Here is a 21,455-nt window from a genome sequence, read left to right as displayed (position 1 = left end):
TCAGCGACTCGCTTGCAGCAGGTGTTCAACCTGCGCCAGGCGTTCGACCGTACCCACGTCGATCCACTGCCCCTGCATATGCTCGCCGCTGACCTGATCCAGGGCCATGGCTTCGCGCAGCAACGGCGCCAGCTTGAAAGCACCGGCCTCGCAGTGCTGGAACAAGCGTGGATGCAGCAGTGAAATGCCACTGAAGGTCAGGGCCGCGGCTCCGGGTCGGGCATCGTGCAGCAGGCCGTTCTCCAGGCAGAAGTCGCCACCGCTGGGGTGATGCGCCGGGTTATCCACCATCACCAGGTGTGCCAGCCCAGCCAGGGGCCGGCGCAGGGAAGCGAAGTCGTAGTCGGTCCAGATATCGCCATTGACCAGCAGGAACGGCTGGTCACCAAGCAGGGGCAAGGCCTGGAAAATGCCGCCGCCGGTTTCCAGAGGCTGGCTTTCGGCCGAGTAGCGGATGTTCAGCCCCCAGCGCTGGCCATCGCCCAGGGCGTCCTCGATTTGCTGGCCGAGCCAGGCGTGGTTGATCACGATCTCGGTAAAACCGGCCTTGGCCAGGGCTCGCAGGTGGTACTCGATCAGGGGCACACCGGCCACGGGCAACAGGGGCTTGGGCGTGGTCAGGGTCAAGGGGCGCATGCGTTCGCCCTTGCCCGCCGCGAGAATCATCGCCTTCATGCGGCGTCTCCAGCAGGCCCAGGCAGGCTGAGCAGCAGCTGCGACAGCTCGGCCAGTTCAGGACGTCGGGCCAGCACGGCTTCTATATAGGCAAGGAAACGCGGCACGTCAGCCAGGTAGCGCGGCTTGCCGTCACGATGGCAGATCCGCGCGAAGATGCCGATCACCTTGAGATGGCGCTGGACGCCCATCAGGTCGCTGGCCCGCAGGAACTCCTCGAAGTCCGGCTGCACCGGAATGCCTCGGGCCCGGGCCTGATTCCAATAGTCATCCAGCCAGCTGCGCACCCGTGGCTCCGGCCAGCTGAGGAAAGCATCCTTGAACAGGCAGGTGATGTCGTAGGTCACCGGGCCATAGACCGCGTCCTGGAAGTCCAGCACGCCCGGGTTGGGCTCGCTGCGCATCAGGTTGCGTGGCATATAGTCGCGGTGCACCAGCACCTTGGGCTGCGCCAAGGCGCTGTCGATCAGCAACGCGCTGGCCCGCTGCCACTGCTGCTGCTGCTCAGCATTGAAGCTGACGCCCAGTTCGCGCCCGACGTACCACTCGGGAAACAGCTCCAGCTCACGGCGCAGCAACGCAACGTCGTAGCTGGGCAGCGGTGCGTCCATCGGCAGCTGCTGAAACGCCAGCAAGGCCTGCATGGCATCGGCGAACAAGGCGTCGGCGTTGTGCTCGTCGATCACATCGAGGTAGGTCTGGTTGCCCAGGTCATTGAGCAACAGGAACCCGCGATCCAGGTCTTGTGCATAAATTTTCGGCACATTGATGCCGGAACTGGCCAGCAAATGGGCGATATCCACAAAGGGCTTGCAGTTTTCCTGGGGCGGCGGCGCATCCATCACCACAAAACTGCGGCCTGCTCCCTGCCAACGGAAATAACGGCGGAAACTCGCGTCGCTGCTGGCCGCCGTCAGTGTTGCCGGGGGCACCTGACCCCAGCCTTGTGCTGCATAAAGAAGCGCCAACTGCTCATCGAGCCAAACTTTCAGGTGTTGCAAGCGTACATCTTGGTCAGGCATTACAAGGGTCTCCGACGGCGCTAGCCGTCAAGCGGGTCATGCTTTATTATCCAGCATCTTTTTCAGACCATCGAGAGGCGTGCGGCCCAACACCGCGGGCAGATGGCACGCAGGAAGCCCGGACTAATAAGATGGCATTGAAATCCCCCGCGTTTCGTAGAAAATTCCCGTTGCTGGTTACCGGCGGTTTGCTGGCCCTGCAACCTCTAGCCACTTCCTTAGCGGTCGCCGCAGAACAGTATGACTGTTCGGTTTCCGCTGCTGGCGGCTGGGCCTGTGCGCCAAAAGCCAACGCAGCCCAACTGCCGCCACGGCCGGTTCACGACGCCAGCTCGGTCAGCTCCAATGCTGCCACCGCCGGCGACAGCGGGGCCGACCAGGCCAGCGGCGACAAGCCTGTGCTGGTCACCGAAGCCAAAGGCCGCGGCCTGAAGTCCCGCAGTGAGGACTACAGCCACCTCGACTGGGTGCCGCGCGAGAAGCTTACCGCCGCTCAATTGGCCGAGACCGGTCCTTACTGCTCTGGTTCCTATATCGAACCGATTCGTCCTGGCATGAATGACACGACGAAGAAAAGTGACGCCCCGACCTTTATCGGCGCCAAGGCCTCGCGTTATCAGCAGGAAGAACAGGTGGCAACCCTGGCCGGTGACGTGGTCATGCGCCAGGGCAGCATGCAGGTGGAGGCCGACGAGGCCAACCTGTACCAGGCCGAGAACCGCGGTGAACTGAGCGGCAACGTGCGCATTCGCGACAACGGCACGCTGATGGTCGGCGACCACGCCGATGTCCAGCTCGACACGGGCGAAGCCAAGGTCGACAACGCCGAATACGTGATGCACAAGTCGCGAGTACGTGGCAGCGCGCTGTACGCCAAGCGTGCGGAAAACGCCATCATCCGCCTCAAGGACGGTACCTACACCACCTGTGAGCCGAACAGCAACGCCTGGCAGCTCAAGGGCAACAACATCACCCTGAACCCGGCCACCGGTTTCGGTACCGCGACCAACGTCACCCTGCGGGTCAAAGATATTCCGGTGCTCTACACCCCGTATATCTACTTCCCGATCGATGACCGTCGCCAGTCCGGCTTCCTGCCGCCGAGCATCAGCACCGGCAGCGACACCGGCTTCATGCTGGTCACACCGTACTACTTCAACCTGGCACCGAACTACGATGCCACCTTGTACCCACGCTACATGGCCAAGCGCGGCCTGTTGATGGAAGGCGAGTTCCGCTACCTGACCAAGAGCAGCGAAGGTCAGTTCGGCGCCGCTTACCTGAACGACGACGACACCGATCGCAGCAAGCAGACCGACTACGAAAAGACCCGCTACATGCTCAACTGGCAGCACAAGGGCGGGCTTGATGAGCGGCTGATGACCGAGGTCGACTACACCAAGATCAGTGATCCGTACTACTTCCAGGACCTGGAAACCGATCAGATTGGTGTGAAGTCCAATGACTACGTCAACCAGCAAGGCGCCGTGACCTACCGTGGCGACAACTACACCGCACGCCTGAATGTCCAGGCGTACGAGCTGGCCAGCGTGTCCAACATCACACCGTACGACAAGCTGCCGCAGATCACCTTCAATGGTTCGTTGCCGTACCATCCGCAAGGTTTGGACTTCACCTACGAAACAGAACTGGTGCGGTTTGAGCGGGACCTGTTGAAAGGCAGCTACTTTGACAAGGACGGTGGTCCATTCGACAGCAATGGTGTTCCGATCGGCAATCCTCGCCTGGATCAAAACGTTGCTGGTTTGGCCCGCTCCAACGGCGATCGTCTGAACCTCAAGCCTGGAGTCAGCCTGCCGCTCAATTGGAGCTATGGTTATCTCACCCCGTCTCTCAAATACATGTACACCCAGTACAATTTGGATCTTGACGGCCAAGGCAAGCAGGACCTGCTGTACAACAGAAATAATGCTTCGACCTTGGGCGAGTCGTTCAAGAGTTCGCAGAACCGCGGCGTTCCAATCGCCAGTGTCGACGGCGGCTTGTACTTCGACCGCAATACCCAATGGTTCGGCAAGAACTACCGCCAGACCCTGGAACCGCGAGCCTTCTACCTCTACGTACCCAAGGAAGACCAGAAGGACATCCCGGTTTTCGACACGGGTGAACCGACCTTCAACTATGCCTCGCTGTTCCGCGACAACCGTTTCTCCGGTTCGGACCGCGTTGGCGACGAAAACAAGCTGTCCCTGGGCGTGACCAGCCGCTGGATCGAAGACAGTGGCTTCCAGCGCCAGCGCATCAGCGTCGGCCAAGCCCTGTACTTCAAGGATCGTACCGTCCAGTTGCCGGGTATCGACTACCGCACCCGCGATGACGCCACCTCCAACGTCTCGCCCTACGCACTTGAATACGAATACCGTTTCAATCGCGACTGGCGCGCCAGTGCCGACTACAACTGGGACCCGGACAGCCACAGCCCGCGCTCGGGCAGTGCGATGTTCCACTACCAGCCTGAAGACAACCCGAACAAGGTGTTCAACGCCGGCTATCGCTATCGCAACGACCAAGTTCGCTACGACCAGAACAGCGGTACCTGGAAAATGGGCGGCGACTACGGCACTCCGGGCCAGCCTGGCTACGTGAAGGACTACTACAAGATCCAGCAGCATGACTTCTCGGTGATCTGGCCGATCGTGCCGCAGTGGAACGCCATCAGCCGTTGGCAGTACGACTACAACCGTAACCGCACGCTCGATGCCTTCGCAGGTTTCGAATACGACAACTGCTGCTGGAAACTGCGCCTGATCAACCGTTACTGGGTCAAGTATGACGAGTTCAGTCAGAACGCTCCGGAGAACGAGAAAGGCGACCGCGGCATCTTCCTCCAAATTGTTCTGAAGGGTCTCGGTGGCGTCATGGGCACCAAAGTAGAGAGCTTCCTCGACAAAGGCATCCAAGGTTATCGTGAACGTGAAGACCAAGCTTTCTGATTGTCTGCGCCCGCTGATGCTGGGCGCGCTGTTCCTGAGCACTGCGGCCAGCGCCGCGGTGCAGTCCATCGACAAGGTAGTGGCCATCGTCGACAACGACGTGGTCATGCAGAGCCAGTTGGACCAGCGGGTTCACGAAGTCCAGCAAACCATCGCCAAGCGTGGTGGCGGCGTGCCGCCTACCAGCGTCCTGGAACAGCAGGTGCTGGAACGCCTGATCGTCGAGAACCTGCAACTGCAGATCGGCGAGCGCTCCGGTATCCGCATCACCGATGAGGAACTGAACCAGGCCATCGGCACCATCGCCCAGCGCAACAGCATGAGCATCGAGCAGTTCCGCGCCGCCCTGGCCCACGACGGTCTGTCTTATGACGACGCCCGCGACCAGGTACGCCGCGAGATGATCATCAGCCGTGTGCGCCAGCGCCGCGTGGCCGAACGCATCCAGGTGTCGGAGCAGGAAGTGAAGAACTTCCTCGCCTCGGACCTGGGCAAGATGCAGCTCTCCGAAGAACTGCACCTGGCCAATATCCTCATCCCGACCCCGGAAAGCGCCAACTCCGAAGCCATCCAGAGCGCTGCGCGCCAGGCCATGGAGGTGTATCAGCAGCTCAAGCAGGGCGCCGACTTCGCCCAGCTGGCAATTGCTCGCTCCGGCAGCGACAACGCCCTGGAAGGCGGCGACATGGGCTGGCGTAAAGCCGCGCAACTGCCGCCTCCGTTCGATCGCGAGCTGAGTGCGATGGCCGTGGGCGACGTCACCCAGCCGGCTCGTACCCCGGGTGGTTTCATCATCCTCAAGTTGCTGGACAAGCGCGGCGGCGGCAATCAGGTGCGTGACGAAGTGCATGTTCGCCATATCCTGATCAAGCCAAGCGAGATTCGCAGCGAAGAAGAGACCAAGCGCCTGGCGCAGAAACTCTACGAGCGCATCGAGTCTGGCGAAGACTTTGCCGAACTGGCGAAAAGCTACTCGGAAGACCCAGGTTCGGCGCTCAACGGCGGCGACCTCAACTGGATCGACCCGAACGCCCTGGTGCCGGAATTCCGTGAAGTGATGGCCAAGACCCCACAAGGCCAGCTGTCCAAGCCGTTCAAGAGCCCTTATGGCTGGCATGTCCTGGAAGTCCTTGGCCGTCGCGCCACCGACAGCACCAGCCAGGCCCGCGAGCAGCAAGCCATGACTGTACTGCGTAACCGCAAGTACGACGAAGAGCTGCAAACCTGGTTGCGGCAGATCCGCGACGAGGCCTACGTCGAAATCAAGCTGCCTGGCGCTGAACAGGCCGCGCAGTGAAACCCAGACGTTTCGCTCTGACACCCGGCGAGCCGGCGGGTATAGGTCCAGACCTGTGCCTGCTGCTCGCTTCGCAACCCCAGCCTCACCCCCTGATTGCCATCACCAGCCGCGACCTGCTCCTCGAGCGGGCCGCGCAGCTGGGTGTGGCGGTCAATCTGCTGCCGGTGACCCTCGCGCAATTGCCGGACGCTCCGGCCCCGGCCAATAGCCTGTATGTCTGGGATACGCCCCTGGGCCAGCCGGTGGTCGCCGGCCAACTGGACCAGGCCAATGCCGCATTCGTCCTGGAGACCCTGACCCGTGCCGGCCAGGGCTGCCTGGACGGACACTTCGCCGGCATGATCACCGCCCCGGTGCACAAGGGTGTGATCAACGACTCGGGGATCGCCTTTTCCGGGCATACCGAATTCCTCGCCGACCTGACCCATACCCAGCAGGTGGTCATGATGCTGGCCACCCGCGGCCTGCGCGTGGCGCTGGTGACCACGCACCTGCCACTGCGGGAGATCGCCGACGCCATTACCGTCGAGCGCCTGGAACGGGTCACGCGAATCCTGCATGCCGACCTGCAACACAAGTTCGGCATTGCCCGGCCACGCATCCTGGTCTGCGGGCTCAACCCCCATGCCGGTGAAGGTGGGCATCTGGGCCGCGAGGAAATCGACATCATCGAACCCACCCTGGAGCGTCTGCGCCACGAAGGCATGGACCTGCGCGGTCCGCTGCCGGCCGACACTCTGTTTACCCCCAAATATCTGGAGCACTGCGACGCAGTGCTGGCGATGTACCACGACCAGGGCCTGCCTGTGCTGAAGTACAAAGGCTTCGGCGCGGCCGTCAACGTGACGCTGGGCCTGCCGATCATCCGCACCTCGGTCGACCACGGCACCGCCCTGGACCTGGCCGGCAGCGGCAGGATCGACACCGGCAGCCTGCAGGTCGCCCTGGAAACCGCCTACCAGATGGCCGAGAACCGTATATGACCGAGCAATACCAACACCGGGCGCGCAAGCGTTTCGGCCAGAACTTCCTCCACGATGCCGGGGTTATCGACCGTATCCTGCGCTCCATCAACGCCAAGCCCGAAGACCGCATGCTGGAAATCGGCCCGGGCCAGGGCGCCCTCACCGAAGGCCTGCTGGGCAGTGGTGCGCAACTGGACGTGGTGGAACTGGACAAGGACCTGGTGCCAATCCTCAACCGGCAATTCGCCGACAGGAGCAACTTCAGCCTGCACCAGGGCGACGCCCTGAAGTTCGACTTCACTACCCTGGGCGCTGCGCCAAGCAGCCTGCGGGTGGTCGGCAACCTGCCCTACAACATCTCCACCCCGCTGATCTTCCACCTGCTGCACAACGCCGCGTTGATCCGCGACATGCACTTCATGCTGCAGAAGGAAGTGGTCGAGCGCCTGGCCGCCGGCCCGGGCGGTGGTGACTGGGGGCGCCTGTCGATCATGGTCCAGTACCACTGCCGCGTGGAACATCTGTTCAACGTCGGCCCCGGCGCCTTCAACCCGCCGCCGAAAGTCGACTCGGCCATCGTCCGCCTGGTGCCTCATGCGGTACTGCCGCACCCGGCCAAGGATCACCGGTTGCTGGAACGCATCGTCCGCGAAGCCTTCAACCAGCGCCGCAAGACCCTGCGCAACACCCTCAAGGCGCTCCTCAGCAGCGCCGAGATCGAAGCTGCCGGCGTCGACGGCAGCCTGCGACCCGAACAGCTCGACCTGGCCGCCTTCGTGCGCCTGGCCGACCAGCTGGCCGACCAGCCCGCGCCCGCCGCCGACTGAGCCTCGAGCGATTGCCGGGTAGGACGCCAGAACGGATGTCTGGTTTACTACCCGGTACTTGACCTAGACTGACCTGCGTCAACTTAAGTCCCGCGCTCCGCTTCGCTTTAAAGGCCCCCTTGCATGTCCGATCCTCGTTATCAGGTCGACGTCAGCGTCGTTACCCGCTTTCTGGCAGACCAATCGCAACCCGAACACAACCGCTTCGCTTTTGCCTACACCATCACGGTGCAGAACAACGGTTCGCTGCCGGCCAAGCTGCTGTCCCGGCACTGGGTGATCACCGATGGCGACGGTCATGTAGAAGAAGTGCGCGGTGCCGGCGTGGTCGGCCAGCAGCCGCTGATCGCCGCCGGCAAGAGCCACACCTACAGCAGCGGCACGGTGATGACCACCCAGGTCGGCAATATGCAGGGCAGCTACCGGATGCAGGCCGAGGACGGCAAAGAGTTCGACGCCATCATCGCGCCCTTCCGCCTGGCGGTCCCCGGAGCCCTGCACTGATGGCAACCTATGCCGTTGGCGACCTGCAAGGCTGCCTGGAACCCCTGCAGTGCCTACTCGAACGAGTGGCCTTCGACCCTGCCCGGGACCGCCTGTGGCTGGTGGGCGACCTGGTCAACCGTGGCCCGCAGTCGCTGGAAACCCTGCGCTACCTCTATTCGATCCGCGACTCGCTGGTGTGCGTGCTGGGCAATCACGACCTGCACCTGCTGGCGGCCTGGCGCAATATCGAGCGCCTGAAGAAGTCCGACACCCTGCGCGAGATTCTCGCTGCGCCGGATTGCGAGGAACTGCTGCAATGGCTGCGCCAGCAGAAGCTCATGCACTACGACGAAGCCCGCAATATCGCCATGGTGCACGCAGGCATCGCCCCGCAGTGGTCGCTGAAGAAGGCCTTGAAGTGTGCGGCAGAAGTCGAGGACGCATTGCGCGATGACAATCGCTTCGAGCCCTTCCTCGACGGCATGTACGGCAACGACCCGGCGAAATGGGACAGCGAGCTCAAGGGCGTGACCCGGCTGCGGGTCATCACCAACTACTTCACCCGCATGCGGTTCTGCACCAGCGAGGGCAAGCTCGACCTCAAGAGCAAGGAAGGCCTGGAAACCGCACCACCCGGCTACGCGCCCTGGTTCACTCACAAGGAGCGCAAGACCCGGGACCTGAAGATCATCTTCGGCCACTGGGCGGCCCTGGAAGGCCAGTGCAACGAACCCGGCATCTTTGCCCTGGACAGCGGTTGCGTCTGGGGCGGGGCCATGACCCTGCTGAACATCGACAGCAGTGTGCGCCTGACCTGTGACTGCGACGCCCAGGGTCACAGCACACACCCTACTCACAACCCCGTGCCCGACAGTCGGCGCTGACCCTCAAGCTCCAGGAGCCCGCCATGAGCGAATTCAAACGCATCCCCCCAGAACAGGCCCAGGCACTGCGCGAGCAAGGCGCCGTGGTGGTGGATATCCGTGACCCGCAAACCTATGCGCTGAGCCATATCAGCGGCTCGCAGCATCTGGATAACCACTCGATTTCCGACTTCATTCGCGCTGCCGATCTCGACGCACCGCTGGTGGTGGTCTGCTACCACGGCAACTCCAGCCAGAGCGCGGCGGCCTACCTGGTGAGCCAGGGTTTCTCCGACGTCTACAGCCTCGACGGCGGCTTCGAACTGTGGCGTGCCACCTACCCTGGCGAAACAGCCCAGGGCAACGCCGAATAATTTTTTTCTAAAGCTCTAGCCCGCGAGTTACGCGGGCTGACATGGCGCCTGACGAACGGTCAGGTGCAACTTCTTCCGCATCTCGCCTTGACCTCTCCGATTACCAACTATCCTTAGCCACAGGCCATCCAAATCAGGGGAGAGCCGGTACACCGGCGAGCGGGTCATCGGTACTAGCTTTCAAGGTCGATAGCTTTGAAAGTGTTCTGGGGGGTAAACAGCAGCTGGAGTTTTCAGTTGCATGCCAGCACTTGACTGACTGATCCGCCGCCGGCTCCACGTATCGAGCGAGGTGACGTCATGAGTATTTTTAGCCACTTCCAACAGCGTTTCGAATCCACGCGTCAGGAAGAGTTTTCGCTGCAGGAATACCTGGAGCTGTGCAAGAAGGACCGCAGTGCCTATGCCTCGTCCGCCGAGCGCCTGCTACTGGCCATCGGCGAACCCGAGCTGCTGGACACCTCGACCAACTCGAGGCTGTCGCGCATCTTTTCCAACAAGGTGATCCGCCGCTATCCGGCCTTTGAAGACTTCCACGGAATGGAAGAATGCATCGACCAGATCGTCTCCTATTTCCGCCATGCCGCTCAGGGCCTGGAAGAGAAGAAACAGATCCTCTATCTGCTGGGCCCGGTAGGCGGCGGCAAATCGTCCCTGGCCGAAAAGCTCAAGCAACTGATCGAGAAGGTGCCCTTCTACGCCATCAAGGGTTCCCCGGTCTTCGAGTCGCCACTGGGCCTGTTCAACGCCACCGAAGATGGCGCGATCCTCGAAGAGGACTTCGGCATCCCGCGGCGCTACCTCAACACCATCATGTCGCCCTGGGCCACCAAGCGCCTGGCGGAGTTCGGCGGTGATATCAGCCAGTTCCGGGTGGTGAAACTCTACCCCTCGATCCTCAACCAGATCGCCGTGGCCAAGACCGAGCCCGGGGACGAGAACAACCAGGACATCTCGGCCCTGGTGGGCAAGGTGGATATCCGCAAGCTGGAAGAATTCCCGCAGAACGACGCCGACGCCTACAGCTACTCCGGGGCGCTGTGCCGGGCCAACCAGGGCCTGATGGAATTCGTCGAGATGTTCAAGGCACCGATCAAGGTGCTGCACCCATTGCTGACCGCGACCCAGGAAGGCAACTACAACAGCACCGAGGGCCTGGGAGCCATCCCGTTCACCGGCATCCTGCTGGCTCACTCCAACGAATCGGAGTGGCACACCTTCCGCAACAACAAGAACAACGAAGCCTTCATCGACCGTATCTATATCGTCAAGGTGCCGTACTGCCTGCGGGTTACCGACGAGGTGAAGATCTACGACAAGCTGCTGTTCAACAGCTCCCTGGCCAAGGCCCATTGCGCCCCCGACACCCTGAAGATGCTGGCCCAGTTCACCGTGCTCTCGCGCCTCAAGGAGCCGGAAAACTCCAACATCTACTCGAAGATGCGGGTCTATGACGGCGAGAACCTCAAGGACACCGACCCCAAGGCCAAGTCGATCCAGGAATACCGCGACAGCGCCGGCGTCGATGAGGGCATGAACGGCCTGTCGACCCGCTTCGCCTTCAAGATCCTGTCCAAGGTGTTCAACTTCGATCCCCATGAAGTGGCGGCCAACCCCGTGCACCTGCTGTATGTGCTGGAACAGCAGATCGAGCAGGAACAGTTCCAGGCAGAAACCCGCGAGCGCTACCTGCGCTTCCTCAAGGAGTACCTGGCACCGCGCTACATCGAGTTCATCGGCAAGGAAATCCAGACCGCTTACCTGGAATCCTACAGCGAGTACGGCCAGAACATCTTCGATCGCTACGTGCTCTACGCCGACTTCTGGATCCAGGATCAGGAATACCGCGACCCGGAAACCGGCGAAATCCTCAACCGCGTGGCGCTCAACGAGGAACTGGAGAAGATCGAAAAGCCGGCGGGCATCAGCAACCCGAAAGATTTCCGCAACGAGATCGTCAACTTCGTCCTGCGCGCGCGGGCCAACAACAATGGCAAGAACCCCACCTGGCTCAGCTACGAGAAGCTGCGGGTGGTCATCGAGAAGAAAATGTTCTCCAACACCGAGGACCTGTTGCCGGTCATCAGCTTCAATGCCAAGGCCAGCAAGGAGGATCAGCAGAAGCACAACGATTTCGTCACACGCATGGTCGAGCGAGGCTACACCGACAAACAGGTACGGCTGCTGTCCGAATGGTATCTGCGGGTCAGAAAGTCGCAGTAAAGCAGCTGCAAGCTTCTAGCTACAAGTTGCAAGAGAAAGTCGCTGAACCCTGGCTCAGGGAACTGACGGCGCCTTCCCTTGCAGCTTGCAGCTTACGACTTGAAGCTCCCCGGAGGGGCCTATGAGCTATGTGATCGACCGACGTCTCAACGGCAAGAACAAGAGCACGGTGAACCGCCAGCGCTTTCTGCGGCGCTACCGTGATCACATCAAGAAGGCCGTCGAAGAGGCCGTCAGCCGACGCTCCATCACCGATATGGAGCACGGCGAGCAAATCAGCATTCCCGGTCGCGATATCGACGAGCCGGTGCTTCACCATGGCCGCGGCGGCAAGCAGACCGTGGTCCACCCCGGCAACAAGGAATTCACCGCCGGCGAGCATATCGCCAGGCCACAGGGCGGTGGCGGCGGCGGCAGTGGCCGCGGCAAGGCCGGCAACTCCGGCGAGGGCATGGACGAGTTCGTGTTCCAGATCACCCAGGAAGAATTCCTCGAGTTCATGTTCGAGGACCTGGAACTGCCCAACCTGGTCAAGCGCAACCTGACCGGCACCGACACCTTCAAGACCGTGCGCGCCGGCATCAGCAACGAAGGCAACCCGTCGCGGATCAACATCATCCGCACCCTGCGCTCGGCCCATGCCCGGCGCATTGCCCTGTCTGGCAGCAGCCGGGCCAAGCTGCGCGAGGCCAAGGAAGAACTGGAGCGGCTGAAACGAGAAGAACCGGACAACTTCGGTGATATTCAGGAACTTGAAACAGAGATCGAACGCCTGAGCGCGCGCATCCACCGCGTGCCCTTCCTCGACACCTTCGACCTCAAGTACAACCTGCTGATCAAGCAGCCCAACCCCAGTTCCAAGGCGGTGATGTTCTGCCTGATGGACGTTTCCGGCTCCATGACCCAGGCCACCAAGGACATCGCCAAGCGCTTCTTCATTCTGCTGTACCTGTTCCTCAAGCGGAACTACGACAAGATCGAGGTGGTGTTCATCCGCCACCACACCAGCGCCAGGGAAGTGGACGAGGAAGAATTCTTCTACTCCCGGGAAACCGGCGGAACCATTGTGTCCAGCGCCCTGAAGCTGATGCAGGAAATCATGGCCGAACGCTACCCGAGCAATGAGTGGAACATCTATGCCGCACAAGCCTCGGACGGCGACAACTGGAATGACGACTCGCCCATCTGCCGCGATATCCTGATCAACCAGATCATGCCCTTCGTGCAGTACTACACCTATGTGGAAATCACGCCACGAGAGCATCAGGCCCTGTGGTTCGAATACGAACGTATCGCCGAAGCCTTTTCCGACACCTTTGCCCAGCAACAGCTGGTTTCGGCCGGAGACATCTATCCGGTCTTCCGTGAACTCTTCCAGCGCAGGTTAGTGACATGACCGCCAGAGAGCAGAAGCGCCAACCCATCTCCACCGGCTCGGAATGGACCTTCGAGCTGATCCAGGCCTACGACCGCGAGATCAGCCGTATAGCGGCTCGCTATGCCCTGGACACCTATCCCAACCAGATCGAGGTGATCACCGCCGAGCAAATGATGGACGCCTACGCCTCGGTGGGAATGCCCCTGGGCTATCACCATTGGTCCTACGGCAAGCACTTCCTCAGCACCGAAAAGTCCTACAGCCGCGGCCAAATGGGGCTGGCCTACGAGATCGTGATCAACTCCGATCCTTGCATCGCCTACCTGATGGAGGAAAACACCATCTGCATGCAGGCGCTGGTGGTGGCCCACGCCTGCTACGGCCACAACAGTTTCTTCAAGGGCAATTACCTGTTCCGCACCTGGACCGACGCCAGTTCGATCATCGACTACCTGGTCTTCGCCAAGCAGTACATCATGCAATGCGAAGAGCGCCACGGCATCGATGCGGTGGAAGACCTGCTGGACTCCTGCCACGCCCTGATGAACTACGGTGTCGATCGTTACAAACGGCCCTATCCGATCTCCGCGGAAGAAGAGCGGCGGCGGCAGAAGGACCGGGAGGAGCACCTGCAGAAGCAGATCAACGACCTGTGGCGCACCATTCCCAAGGGCGCCGACAAGTACAGCGACAAGGACAACGCACGGTTCCCCGCCGAGCCGCAGGAAAACATCCTGTACTTCATTGAAAAACACGCGCCGCTGCTCGAACCCTGGCAGCGGGAAATCGTGCGCATCGTGCGCAAGATCGCTCAGTACTTCTACCCGCAGCGCCAGACCCAGGTGATGAACGAAGGCTGGGCGACTTTCTGGCACTACACCCTGATGAACGACCTGTACGACGAGGGCCTGGTCACCGACGGCTTCATGATGGAGTTTCTCGCCTCCCATACCAGCGTGGTGTTCCAGCCGGGCTTCGACAGCCCCTACTACAACGGCATCAACCCCTACGCCCTGGGTTTCGCCATGTATCGCGACATCCGCCGCATGTGCGAGGAACCCACCGAGGAGGACCGCCGCTGGTTTCCGGAACTGGCCGGCACCGACTGGCTGTCGAGCATCAAGTTCGCCATGAGCAGCTTCAAGGACGAGAGCTTCATCCTGCAGTACCTGTCACCCAAGGTGATCCGCGACCTCAAGCTGTTCAGCATCATGGATGACGATCAGAAGGACGACCTGCTGGTACCGGCAATCCACGATGAAAGCGGCTACCGGATCATTCGCGAAACCCTGGCCGCGCAGTACAACCTGGGCAACCGCGAACCCAACGTGCAGATCTGGAGCATCGACCGTCGTGGCGACCGCTCGCTGACCCTGCGCCACCAGCAACATGATCGCAAACCCCTGGGAGAATCCACCGACGAGGTGCTCAAGCACCTGCACCGTCTCTGGGGCTTCGATATTCACCTGGAAACCCTGCAGGGCGATCAGGTGATGAAGACCCATCACGTGCCCCCCAGAAGCGATCACAACGACAACGACTACGGCCGACTGGACCTGGCGGTTATCCACCTCTAAAGCCCACGACAAGCCTCCGTTGGCGCGACACAAGGGTTATCCTGTCGCGCTAACGGAGGTTTTCTATGCAGATTTACAAAGTCGGCGGCGCAGTACGCGATCGCCTGCTGGGCCAGCCAGTCACCGATATCGATTGGGTGGTGGTGGGCGCCACCGCGGACGAGATGATCGCCAAGGGGTTTCGACCTGTGGGCGCCGACTTCCCGGTGTTCCTGCATCCCAAGAGCGGCGAGGAATATGCCCTGGCCCGGACCGAGCGCAAGAGCGGGCGGGGTTATGGCGGCTTCACCTTTCACGCCAGCCCGGAAGTCACCCTGGAAGAAGACCTGATCCGCCGCGACCTGACAATCAATGCCATGGCCGAGGACGATCAGGGGCTGATCACTGATCCCTATCACGGTCGAAAGGATCTTGAAGAGCGCCTGTTGCGCCATGTTTCCCCGGCGTTCGCCGAAGATCCCCTACGCGTACTAAGAGTGGCGCGCTTCGCCGCGCGTTACGCCGGACTGGGCTTTCATGTGGCACCGGAAACCCTGGAACTGATGCGTCAACTGAGCGCATCAGGCGAACTCCAGGCCCTGACCGCCGAACGCAGCTGGAAGGAGATTTCCCGGGCCCTGATGGAAGATCAGCCCCAGGTCTTTATTCAGGTCCTGCGCGACTGCGCTGCCCTGGCCGTGCTGATGCCCGAGCTCGACGCGCTGTTCGGTGTACCGCAGCCTGCGGCCCATCATCCGGAAATCGATACCGGCCTGCACACCCTGAGCGTGTTGCAACAAACGGCGCTGCACCAGCAGCCACTCACGGTGCGCTGGGCCTGCCTGTTGCACGACCTGGGCAAGGGCCTGACCCCCGAAGAAGAATGGCCACGGCATATCGGCCACGAATGCGCGGGCCTGGAACTGATCAAGGCGGTCGGCGAGCGCTTCAAGGTACCGCGGGAGTGCCAGGAGCTGGCGCTGCTGGTGGGCCAGTATCACACCCATGGGCACAAGGCCCTGGAATTGAAAGCCTCGACCCTGCTGGAGTTGCTGCAAAGCTTCGATGTATTCCGCCGTCCGCAGCGTTTCGAGGAGTTTATTGCCGCCTGTGAAATGGATGCCCGCGGACGCCTGGGACTGGAGGCGCGGCCCTATCCACAGGCCAACTATCTGCGCGGCGCGGCCAGTGCGACGCGGGCGGTGGCGGTTCAACCCTTGCTGGAGCAGGGTTTCAAAGGACCGCAACTGGGCGAGGCCCTGAGACTGGAACGACTCAAGGCGCTCAAGGCCTACAAGGAACAGCACGCCGCTTGAACACATCGCGGCCAAGGCCCAAGCCTTGTCCGCGATGGCTGCAAGCTCAAGCCTACAAGCCGGGCGGGGTCAGTTGCCTGCCGCGCCATTCGAACGCCACGGGTGCCAGCACCTGCTCGATCTGCGCCTCCTCCCAGAGCTCGGCGTAGCTTTTGCCCGCCAGCGGGTGCAGCCGTTCCGGAGCCATCAGCGATAGCGGCCAGAGCACGAAGGCATTCTTCAGGATTTCGGCACGGGGCAAGATCAGGCCGTCGAAATTGCCGGTCAGGTCACCGTAGAGCAGCACGTCGATATCCAGCGGCAGGCCTTTGCGCTCTGGAGCGTAACGGCCGTTGTCCGCCTCGATAAACTTCAAGCGCCGGTCCAGTTCGGTCAGCGGCAGATCGGTAAAGGCCGCCACTACCAGATTGAAGAACGGGCCGCTCTTGATACCCACCGGCTGGCTTTCGAACACCGCCGAGCAGCGCATGTCCACCAGGAAACCGGCCAGGGCATCGAGCCCGGCCAGCAGATGAACTTCACGCTCGATATTGCTACCGAGCCCCAGAAACACCTGAGTCAGCGACATCCGCGCTCAATCTCCACACCCACGCCGCCCTTCGCGGCAGGAACGGCACCAGGCTTGGTCAGCTTCAAGCGCAACCACGGGATGTGGAACTCACTCATCAGCACCTCGGCAAGGCGCTCGGCAAAGGTTTCCACCAGCTGGAACTGGGACTGCTCGGCGAACGCCTGGATGCGCGCCGAAACGCTGGCGTAATCCAATGCCAGCGTCAGATCGTCACCTGCAGCGGCTGGGCGGTTGTCCCAGGCGAAGCTCAGATCTAGACGCAGGCACTGTCGGATGCCTCGCTCCCAGTCGTAGGCGCCAATCACGGTGTCCACTTCCAGTCCTTCGATAAACACTCTGTCCAAGCACTCTTCTCCGCAGCACGACAAGGGCGCAATGCGCCGTTAGAATCAGGGCATCCTCGCCCGGAATAGTTAGCATGTTTTGGTTACTGGCGACTCTCGCCTACCTGCTCGGCTCTCTGTCCTTTGCCATCTTGCTCAGCCGTCTTAGCGGTAATCCCGACCCACGAATGAGCGGCTCGGGCAATGCCGGCGCCACCAATATGCTGCGCCTGGCCGGCAAGAAACTCGCTGTCCTGACCCTGCTGGGCGACCTGTGCAAAGGCCTGGTGCCAGTACTTATCGCGAGCCTGGCCGGGCTTTCACTGCAACAGCAGGCCTGGGTTGGGCTCTACGCCGTCCTCGGCCACCTGTTCCCGTTGTACTTCCGTTTCCGCGGTGGCAAGGGTGTCGCCACCGCCGCCGGCATGCTGCTGGGGCTCTATCCGCCAGCCGCCCTGCTGGCCATCGCCGCCTGGGCGCTGACCTTCTATCTCACTCGCACCAGCTCCCTGGCCGCGTTGATCGCCACGCCCCTGACCCTGCCACTGCTGGCCTGGCAGGAACCCGAGGCGCTACTGCCGATGAGCGTGCTCACGCTGCTGATCGTCTGGCGCCATCGCGGCAATTTACGCGACCTGTTCGCCGGGCGCGAACGGCATTTTTAGATGCTGCCCGTGAGCAGCATTCAGCTTGAGCCGCGACGGCTCACCCATCAAATCGCCGACAACTGCTCCATCGGCCAGCGCGCCTGTACGCTGATCGCCAGGCTTTCCTGCTGGCCGGCCCGCAAACGCTGGCAACCGGCATAGGCGATCATGGCGCCGTTGTCGGTGCAGAACTCGGGACGGGCATAAAACACATTGCCGTTCATCTGGTCCAGCATGCTCTCCAGGGAGGCACGCAAGGCCTTGTTGGCGCTCACCCCTCCGGCGATCACCAGGCGCTTGAGGCCGGTCTGCTTGAGGGCGCGCTTGCATTTGATGGTCAAAGTGTCCACCACCGCTTGCTGGAACGCGAGAGAGATGTCGCAGCGGGTTTGCTCGCCGTCGTCTCCAGCGCTGACGCACTGCTGCCAGGTGTTCAAGGCGAAGGTTTTCAGGCCACTGAAGCTGAATTCCAACCCCGGGCGATCGGTCATAGGCCGCGGAAAAACAAAACGTCCCGGCACACCCTGGGTCGCCAGGCGGGCAATTTCGGGGCCGCCCGGATAATTCAGGCCCATCAGCTTCGCAGTCTTGTCGAAGGCCTCGCCCGCAGCGTCGTCCAGGGACTCGCCCAACAGTTGGTATTGACCAATGCCATCGACCCGAACCAGCTGGGTATGGCCACCGGACACCAACAAGGCGACGAACGGAAATTCCGGCGGTTGCTCTTCCAGCATCGGCGCCAACAGATGGCCTTCCATATGGTGCACACCCAGGGCCGGAATGCCCCAGGCGAAAGCCAGCGCCTGGGCGCAGGAAGCCCCCACCAGCAAGGCGCCGACCAATCCGGGGCCCGCGGTGTAGGCAATCGCGTCGATCTCGGTAGGCACACAGTCGGCCTCAGCCAGCACCTGGCGAATCAGCGGCAGCATGCGCTTGACGTGATCACGGGAAGCCAGCTCCGGCACCACGCCGCCGTAGGCGCGATGCAGGTCGATCTGGCTGAACAGGGCATCGGCCAGCAGGCCGCGCTCGCTGTCGTAAAGAGCGACGCCGGTTTCGTCGCAGGAAGTTTCTAATCCCAGTACTAGCATGGGTTTGCGCCTTGTAGAGGCTGAATTCGAAGGCGCGCATAATAGTCGCCACTCCGACGCCCGACCAGCGGTTTTCGATCAGAGGCTTTGCATTCCGAGCGTCGAGGGGTTAACATCCGCAACCCTTAAAAACCGACGATCTCAGCCGCGATTTTTTGCGACGAGAACGTTGACCCCGGTAATGAATGAAGGTAGCTCTGGATGCCAGCCGTCAAAGTTAAAGAGAACGAACCCTTCGACGTAGCTCTGCGTCGTTTCAAGCGCTCCTGCGAAAAAGCCGGTGTTCTGGCTGAAGTTCGTAGCCGCGAATTTTACGAGAAGCCGACTTCCGAGCGTAAGCGCAAAGCAGCTGCTGCTGTTAAGCGTCACGCCAAGAAAGTTCAGCGCGAACAGCGCCGCGCCGTACGTCTGTACTAATACACAGACGTTCGCTGCAAGCTTCTGCCCAGCCCGGCCTTCAAGCCGGGCTAATGGCATTTGCGGACAACGCTTGATGCTTTACCGTCGACGCCGCACACGCGACCGAGACGAATCTGCTTCACCACGTCAGACCTGGCTTCCTGCCAGCAGTGCACGTCTCTCCTGACGAGCCTTCCAAGGCTGCCGACGAGCACACCCCTACTGATCCCGCAGACGATCAGCCCAAGGCGCAACTCTCTCGCGCTCGCTTGAATGAGCTGTCTCGCGACCTCCAACGGCCACTGCCGGGCTCAGCGCAACACCTTCTTCAAATAGTCGAATACTGATTGCAACTAACGTCAGTTGACGTTCGGCAGATACACTTCCCGATTGCGATCACGCCGAAAGACACAGTCGAGCCACCCTTGGCCGCACCCGGTCTTTCGACAGCGTCGCCAGGGCTTTTTTTCCCGCAGTGATGACGAGAACGCCATGGCCGGGCTCATTCCCCAGAGCTTTATTGACGACCTTCTGAACCGCACCGACATCGTCGATGTCGTCAGCTCGCGCCTGCAAATCAAGAAAGCCGGCAAGAACTACACCGCCTGCTGCCCCTTCCACAAGGAAAAGACCCCTTCCTTCAGCGTCAGTCCGGACAAGCAGTTCTACTATTGTTTCGGCTGTGGCGCGGGCGGTAACGCCCTCGGCTTCATCATGGACCACGACAACCTGGACTTCCCCCAGGCCGTCGAGGAACTGGCCAAAGCCGCAGGCATGGAGATCCCCCGCGAAGAAAACTCTCGCGGCCAACGCAAGCCCCGGCAGCCCACGGACTCACCGCTGTACCCGCTGCTCACGGCCGCCGCCGACTACTATCGCCAGGCCCTGAAAGGCCATCCGGCCCGCAAGGCTGCGGTGGACTACCTCAAGGGTCGCGGCCTTACCGGTGAAATCGCTCGCGACTTCGGCCTGGGGTTCGCCCCGCCCGGCTGGGACAACCTGTTCAAGCACCTGAGCAGCGACACCCTGCAGCAGAAAGCCATGATCGATGCCGGCCTGCTGATCGAGAACGCCGAGACCGGCAAGCGCTATGACCGCTTCCGCGACCGAGTGATGTTCCCGATCCGCGACAGCCGCGGCCGAATCATCGCCTTCGGTGGCCGAGTGCTGGGCGACGACAAGCCCAAGTACCTGAACTCCCCGGAAACCCCGGTATTCCACAAGGGGCAGGAGCTCTACGGCCTGTTCGAGGCCCGCAAGAACAATCGCAACCTCGACGAAATCATCGTCGTTGAGGGCTATATGGACGTCATCGCCCTGGCCCAGCAGGGCCTGCGCAATGCCGTCGCGACCCTGGGCACCGCCACCAGCGAGGAACACCTCAAGCGCCTGTTCCGCATAGTGCCCAACGTGTTGTTCTGCTTCGACGGCGACCAGGCCGGACGCAAAGCCGCCTGGCGCGCCCTGGAGGCAACCCTGAGCTGCCTACAGGACGGCCGCCGGGCGCGCTTCCTGTTTCTGCCGGAGGGCGAAGACCCGGACAGCCTGGTACGTGCCGAAGGCACCGATGCCTTCCGCGCCCGCATCAACCAGCACGCGCAACCGCTGGCCGACTACTTCTTCCAGCAACTGATCGACGAGGCCGACCCCCGCTCTCTGGAAGGCAAGGCCCACTTGGCGACCCTGGCCGCACCGCTGATCGAAAAGATCCCGGGCGCCAACCTGCGCATCCTGATGCGCCAGCGCCTCCAGGAAATCACCGGCCTGACCCATGAAACGGTCAATCAGCTGGCCCACAACGCGCCCGCAGAAGCGCCGCCTATCTATGACGCCAACATCGACTACGACGGCATCCCGGACTACGCCGACTACCACGAGCCGCAGCAGGAAGCCTATGCCCCGCAACAGGAGTGGACGCCGAAGAAGAATGGCGGCGGCAAGAAGTGGGACAACAAGCCCTGGGACAAGAACGGCAAGGGCAAGCGCGGCGATCGCGACCAGCCTCGCGGCCCGCGCATCCCGGCGGCGGTAGAGCCGCCCACGCTGGCCGCCCTGCGGACCTTGCTGCATCACCCGCAGCTGGCAGAAAAAGTTGAAGATGCCGGACATTTTGCCGATGACGACAACACCAACACTCAGTTGCTGGTGGCCTTGATCGAAGCCGTACAGAAAAATCCTAAGCTACGCTCTATTCATCAGCTGATGGCGCGCTGGCACGGCACTCAGCAAGGGAACCTGCTCACCGCCTTGGCAGAAAAAGAGTGGCTGATCGACGGAGATAACCTTGAACAACAGTTTTTCGACACCATTAATAGCTTATCCGCCCGCCAACGCGAGCGTGTTTTAGAACAACTTCTCAGGAAATCGCGTCAAAGCGAGCTCAACAGCGATGAGAAAAAACAGCTGGTTGAGTTGCTAAAACGCAATGTTCCCGCATCAAACCCGACCTCAACTGGCGCGTGAGGTCATAGCTCGGGTATAATCC

At 61.6% G+C, this 21,455-nt stretch carries 19 protein-coding genes; 14 read left to right on the top strand and 5 right to left on the bottom strand.

Going from position 1 to position 21,455, the window contains the following annotated elements; all coding sequences use genetic code 11:
* Together murU and J4P02_RS05620 are read right to left on the bottom strand one after the other, a co-directional pair.
* Positions 1-675, bottom strand: coding sequence for an N-acetylmuramate alpha-1-phosphate uridylyltransferase MurU (murU, locus tag J4P02_RS05625; RefSeq protein ID WP_426188586.1), 675 nt, complete (start codon positions 673-675; stop codon positions 1-3).
* Complete coding sequence (locus J4P02_RS05620; RefSeq protein WP_426188585.1) at positions 672-1,697, bottom strand: aminoglycoside phosphotransferase family protein; 1,026 nt, start codon at positions 1,695-1,697, stop codon at positions 672-674. The genes murU and J4P02_RS05620 overlap by 4 nt, the downstream gene beginning before the upstream one ends.
* A 131-nt stretch (positions 1,698-1,828) precedes the next feature.
* Between J4P02_RS05620 and J4P02_RS05615 the strand changes: the two genes are divergently transcribed.
* From J4P02_RS05615 to J4P02_RS05565, 11 genes are all read left to right on the top strand, one after another.
* Positions 1,829-4,651 (top strand): LPS-assembly protein LptD, encoded by a 2,823-nt coding sequence (locus J4P02_RS05615; protein ID WP_426188584.1) that lies wholly within the window; start codon positions 1,829-1,831, stop codon positions 4,649-4,651.
* A complete protein-coding gene (gene surA / locus J4P02_RS05610; RefSeq protein ID WP_426188583.1) occupies positions 4,632-5,948 on the top strand; it encodes a peptidylprolyl isomerase SurA in 1,317 nt (438 codons plus the stop codon). The genes J4P02_RS05615 and surA overlap by 20 nt, the downstream gene beginning before the upstream one ends.
* Positions 5,945-6,934: a 4-hydroxythreonine-4-phosphate dehydrogenase PdxA gene (pdxA, locus tag J4P02_RS05605; RefSeq protein ID WP_426188581.1), complete on the top strand. Its 990-nt coding sequence runs from the start codon at positions 5,945-5,947 to the stop codon at positions 6,932-6,934. The genes surA and pdxA overlap by 4 nt, the downstream gene beginning before the upstream one ends.
* Positions 6,931-7,743: a 16S rRNA (adenine(1518)-N(6)/adenine(1519)-N(6))-dimethyltransferase RsmA gene (gene rsmA / locus J4P02_RS05600; RefSeq protein ID WP_426188579.1), complete on the top strand. Its 813-nt coding sequence runs from the start codon at positions 6,931-6,933 to the stop codon at positions 7,741-7,743. The genes pdxA and rsmA overlap by 4 nt, the downstream gene beginning before the upstream one ends.
* Before the next feature lie 123 nt (positions 7,744-7,866).
* On the top strand, positions 7,867-8,247 hold the full coding sequence (gene apaG / locus J4P02_RS05595) for a Co2+/Mg2+ efflux protein ApaG (protein ID WP_426188578.1): 381 nt from the start codon (positions 7,867-7,869) through the stop codon (positions 8,245-8,247).
* A complete protein-coding gene (locus tag J4P02_RS05590) occupies positions 8,247-9,113 on the top strand; it encodes a symmetrical bis(5'-nucleosyl)-tetraphosphatase (RefSeq protein WP_426188577.1) in 867 nt (288 codons plus the stop codon). The genes apaG and J4P02_RS05590 overlap by 1 nt, the downstream gene beginning before the upstream one ends.
* Positions 9,114-9,136: 23 nt before the next feature.
* The gene (glpE, locus tag J4P02_RS05585) at positions 9,137-9,466 is read left to right on the top strand and encodes a thiosulfate sulfurtransferase GlpE (RefSeq protein ID WP_426188576.1); all 330 of its coding nucleotides are present in this window, start codon (positions 9,137-9,139) and stop codon (positions 9,464-9,466) included.
* 300 nt (positions 9,467-9,766) lie between these two features.
* Complete coding sequence (locus tag J4P02_RS05580) at positions 9,767-11,689, top strand: PrkA family serine protein kinase (protein ID WP_426188575.1); 1,923 nt, start codon at positions 9,767-9,769, stop codon at positions 11,687-11,689.
* Between the two features lie 121 nt (positions 11,690-11,810).
* Positions 11,811-13,085, top strand: coding sequence for a YeaH/YhbH family protein (locus J4P02_RS05575; protein WP_426188573.1), 1,275 nt, complete (start codon positions 11,811-11,813; stop codon positions 13,083-13,085).
* Positions 13,082-14,644, top strand: coding sequence for a SpoVR family protein (locus tag J4P02_RS05570; protein WP_426188571.1), 1,563 nt, complete (start codon positions 13,082-13,084; stop codon positions 14,642-14,644). Before J4P02_RS05575 ends, J4P02_RS05570 begins: the two co-directional genes overlap by 4 nt.
* A gap of 65 nt (positions 14,645-14,709) precedes the next feature.
* The gene (locus J4P02_RS05565; RefSeq protein WP_426188569.1) at positions 14,710-15,939 is read left to right on the top strand and encodes a multifunctional CCA addition/repair protein; all 1,230 of its coding nucleotides are present in this window, start codon (positions 14,710-14,712) and stop codon (positions 15,937-15,939) included.
* A 52-nt stretch (positions 15,940-15,991) separates the two neighbouring features.
* Here J4P02_RS05565 and folK read toward each other — a convergent pair whose 3' ends face one another.
* Positions 15,992-16,507 (bottom strand): 2-amino-4-hydroxy-6-hydroxymethyldihydropteridine diphosphokinase, encoded by a 516-nt coding sequence (folK, locus tag J4P02_RS05560; RefSeq protein ID WP_426188567.1) that lies wholly within the window; start codon positions 16,505-16,507, stop codon positions 15,992-15,994.
* Positions 16,498-16,854, bottom strand: a complete 357-nt coding sequence (folB, locus tag J4P02_RS05555; protein ID WP_426188565.1) for a dihydroneopterin aldolase — start codon at positions 16,852-16,854, stop codon at positions 16,498-16,500. Before folB ends, folK begins: the two co-directional genes overlap by 10 nt.
* 74 nt (positions 16,855-16,928) lie before the next feature.
* On the opposite strand from folB, the gene plsY reads away from it, so the two are divergent.
* Positions 16,929-17,498, top strand: coding sequence for a glycerol-3-phosphate 1-O-acyltransferase PlsY (plsY, locus tag J4P02_RS05550; RefSeq protein WP_426188563.1), 570 nt, complete (start codon positions 16,929-16,931; stop codon positions 17,496-17,498).
* Positions 17,499-17,545: 47 nt separating this feature from the next.
* Here plsY and tsaD read toward each other — a convergent pair whose 3' ends face one another.
* The gene (tsaD, locus tag J4P02_RS05545; RefSeq protein WP_426188561.1) at positions 17,546-18,571 is read right to left on the bottom strand and encodes a tRNA (adenosine(37)-N6)-threonylcarbamoyltransferase complex transferase subunit TsaD; all 1,026 of its coding nucleotides are present in this window, start codon (positions 18,569-18,571) and stop codon (positions 17,546-17,548) included.
* Positions 18,572-18,772: 201 nt separating this feature from the next.
* Between tsaD and rpsU the strand changes: the two genes are divergently transcribed.
* The gene (gene rpsU, locus J4P02_RS05540) at positions 18,773-18,988 is read left to right on the top strand and encodes a 30S ribosomal protein S21 (RefSeq protein WP_002551877.1); all 216 of its coding nucleotides are present in this window, start codon (positions 18,773-18,775) and stop codon (positions 18,986-18,988) included.
* 474 nt (positions 18,989-19,462) lie between these two features.
* Positions 19,463-21,433, top strand: coding sequence for a DNA primase (gene dnaG / locus J4P02_RS05535; RefSeq protein ID WP_426188560.1), 1,971 nt, complete (start codon positions 19,463-19,465; stop codon positions 21,431-21,433).
* The last annotated feature ends 22 nt before the right edge of the window (positions 21,434-21,455 follow it).

The organism is Pseudomonas sp. NFXW11, assembly GCF_049887815.1.
Lineage (GTDB): Bacteria > Pseudomonadota > Gammaproteobacteria > Pseudomonadales > Pseudomonadaceae > Aquipseudomonas.
This window is presented reverse-complemented; position numbering and strand designations above follow the sequence as displayed.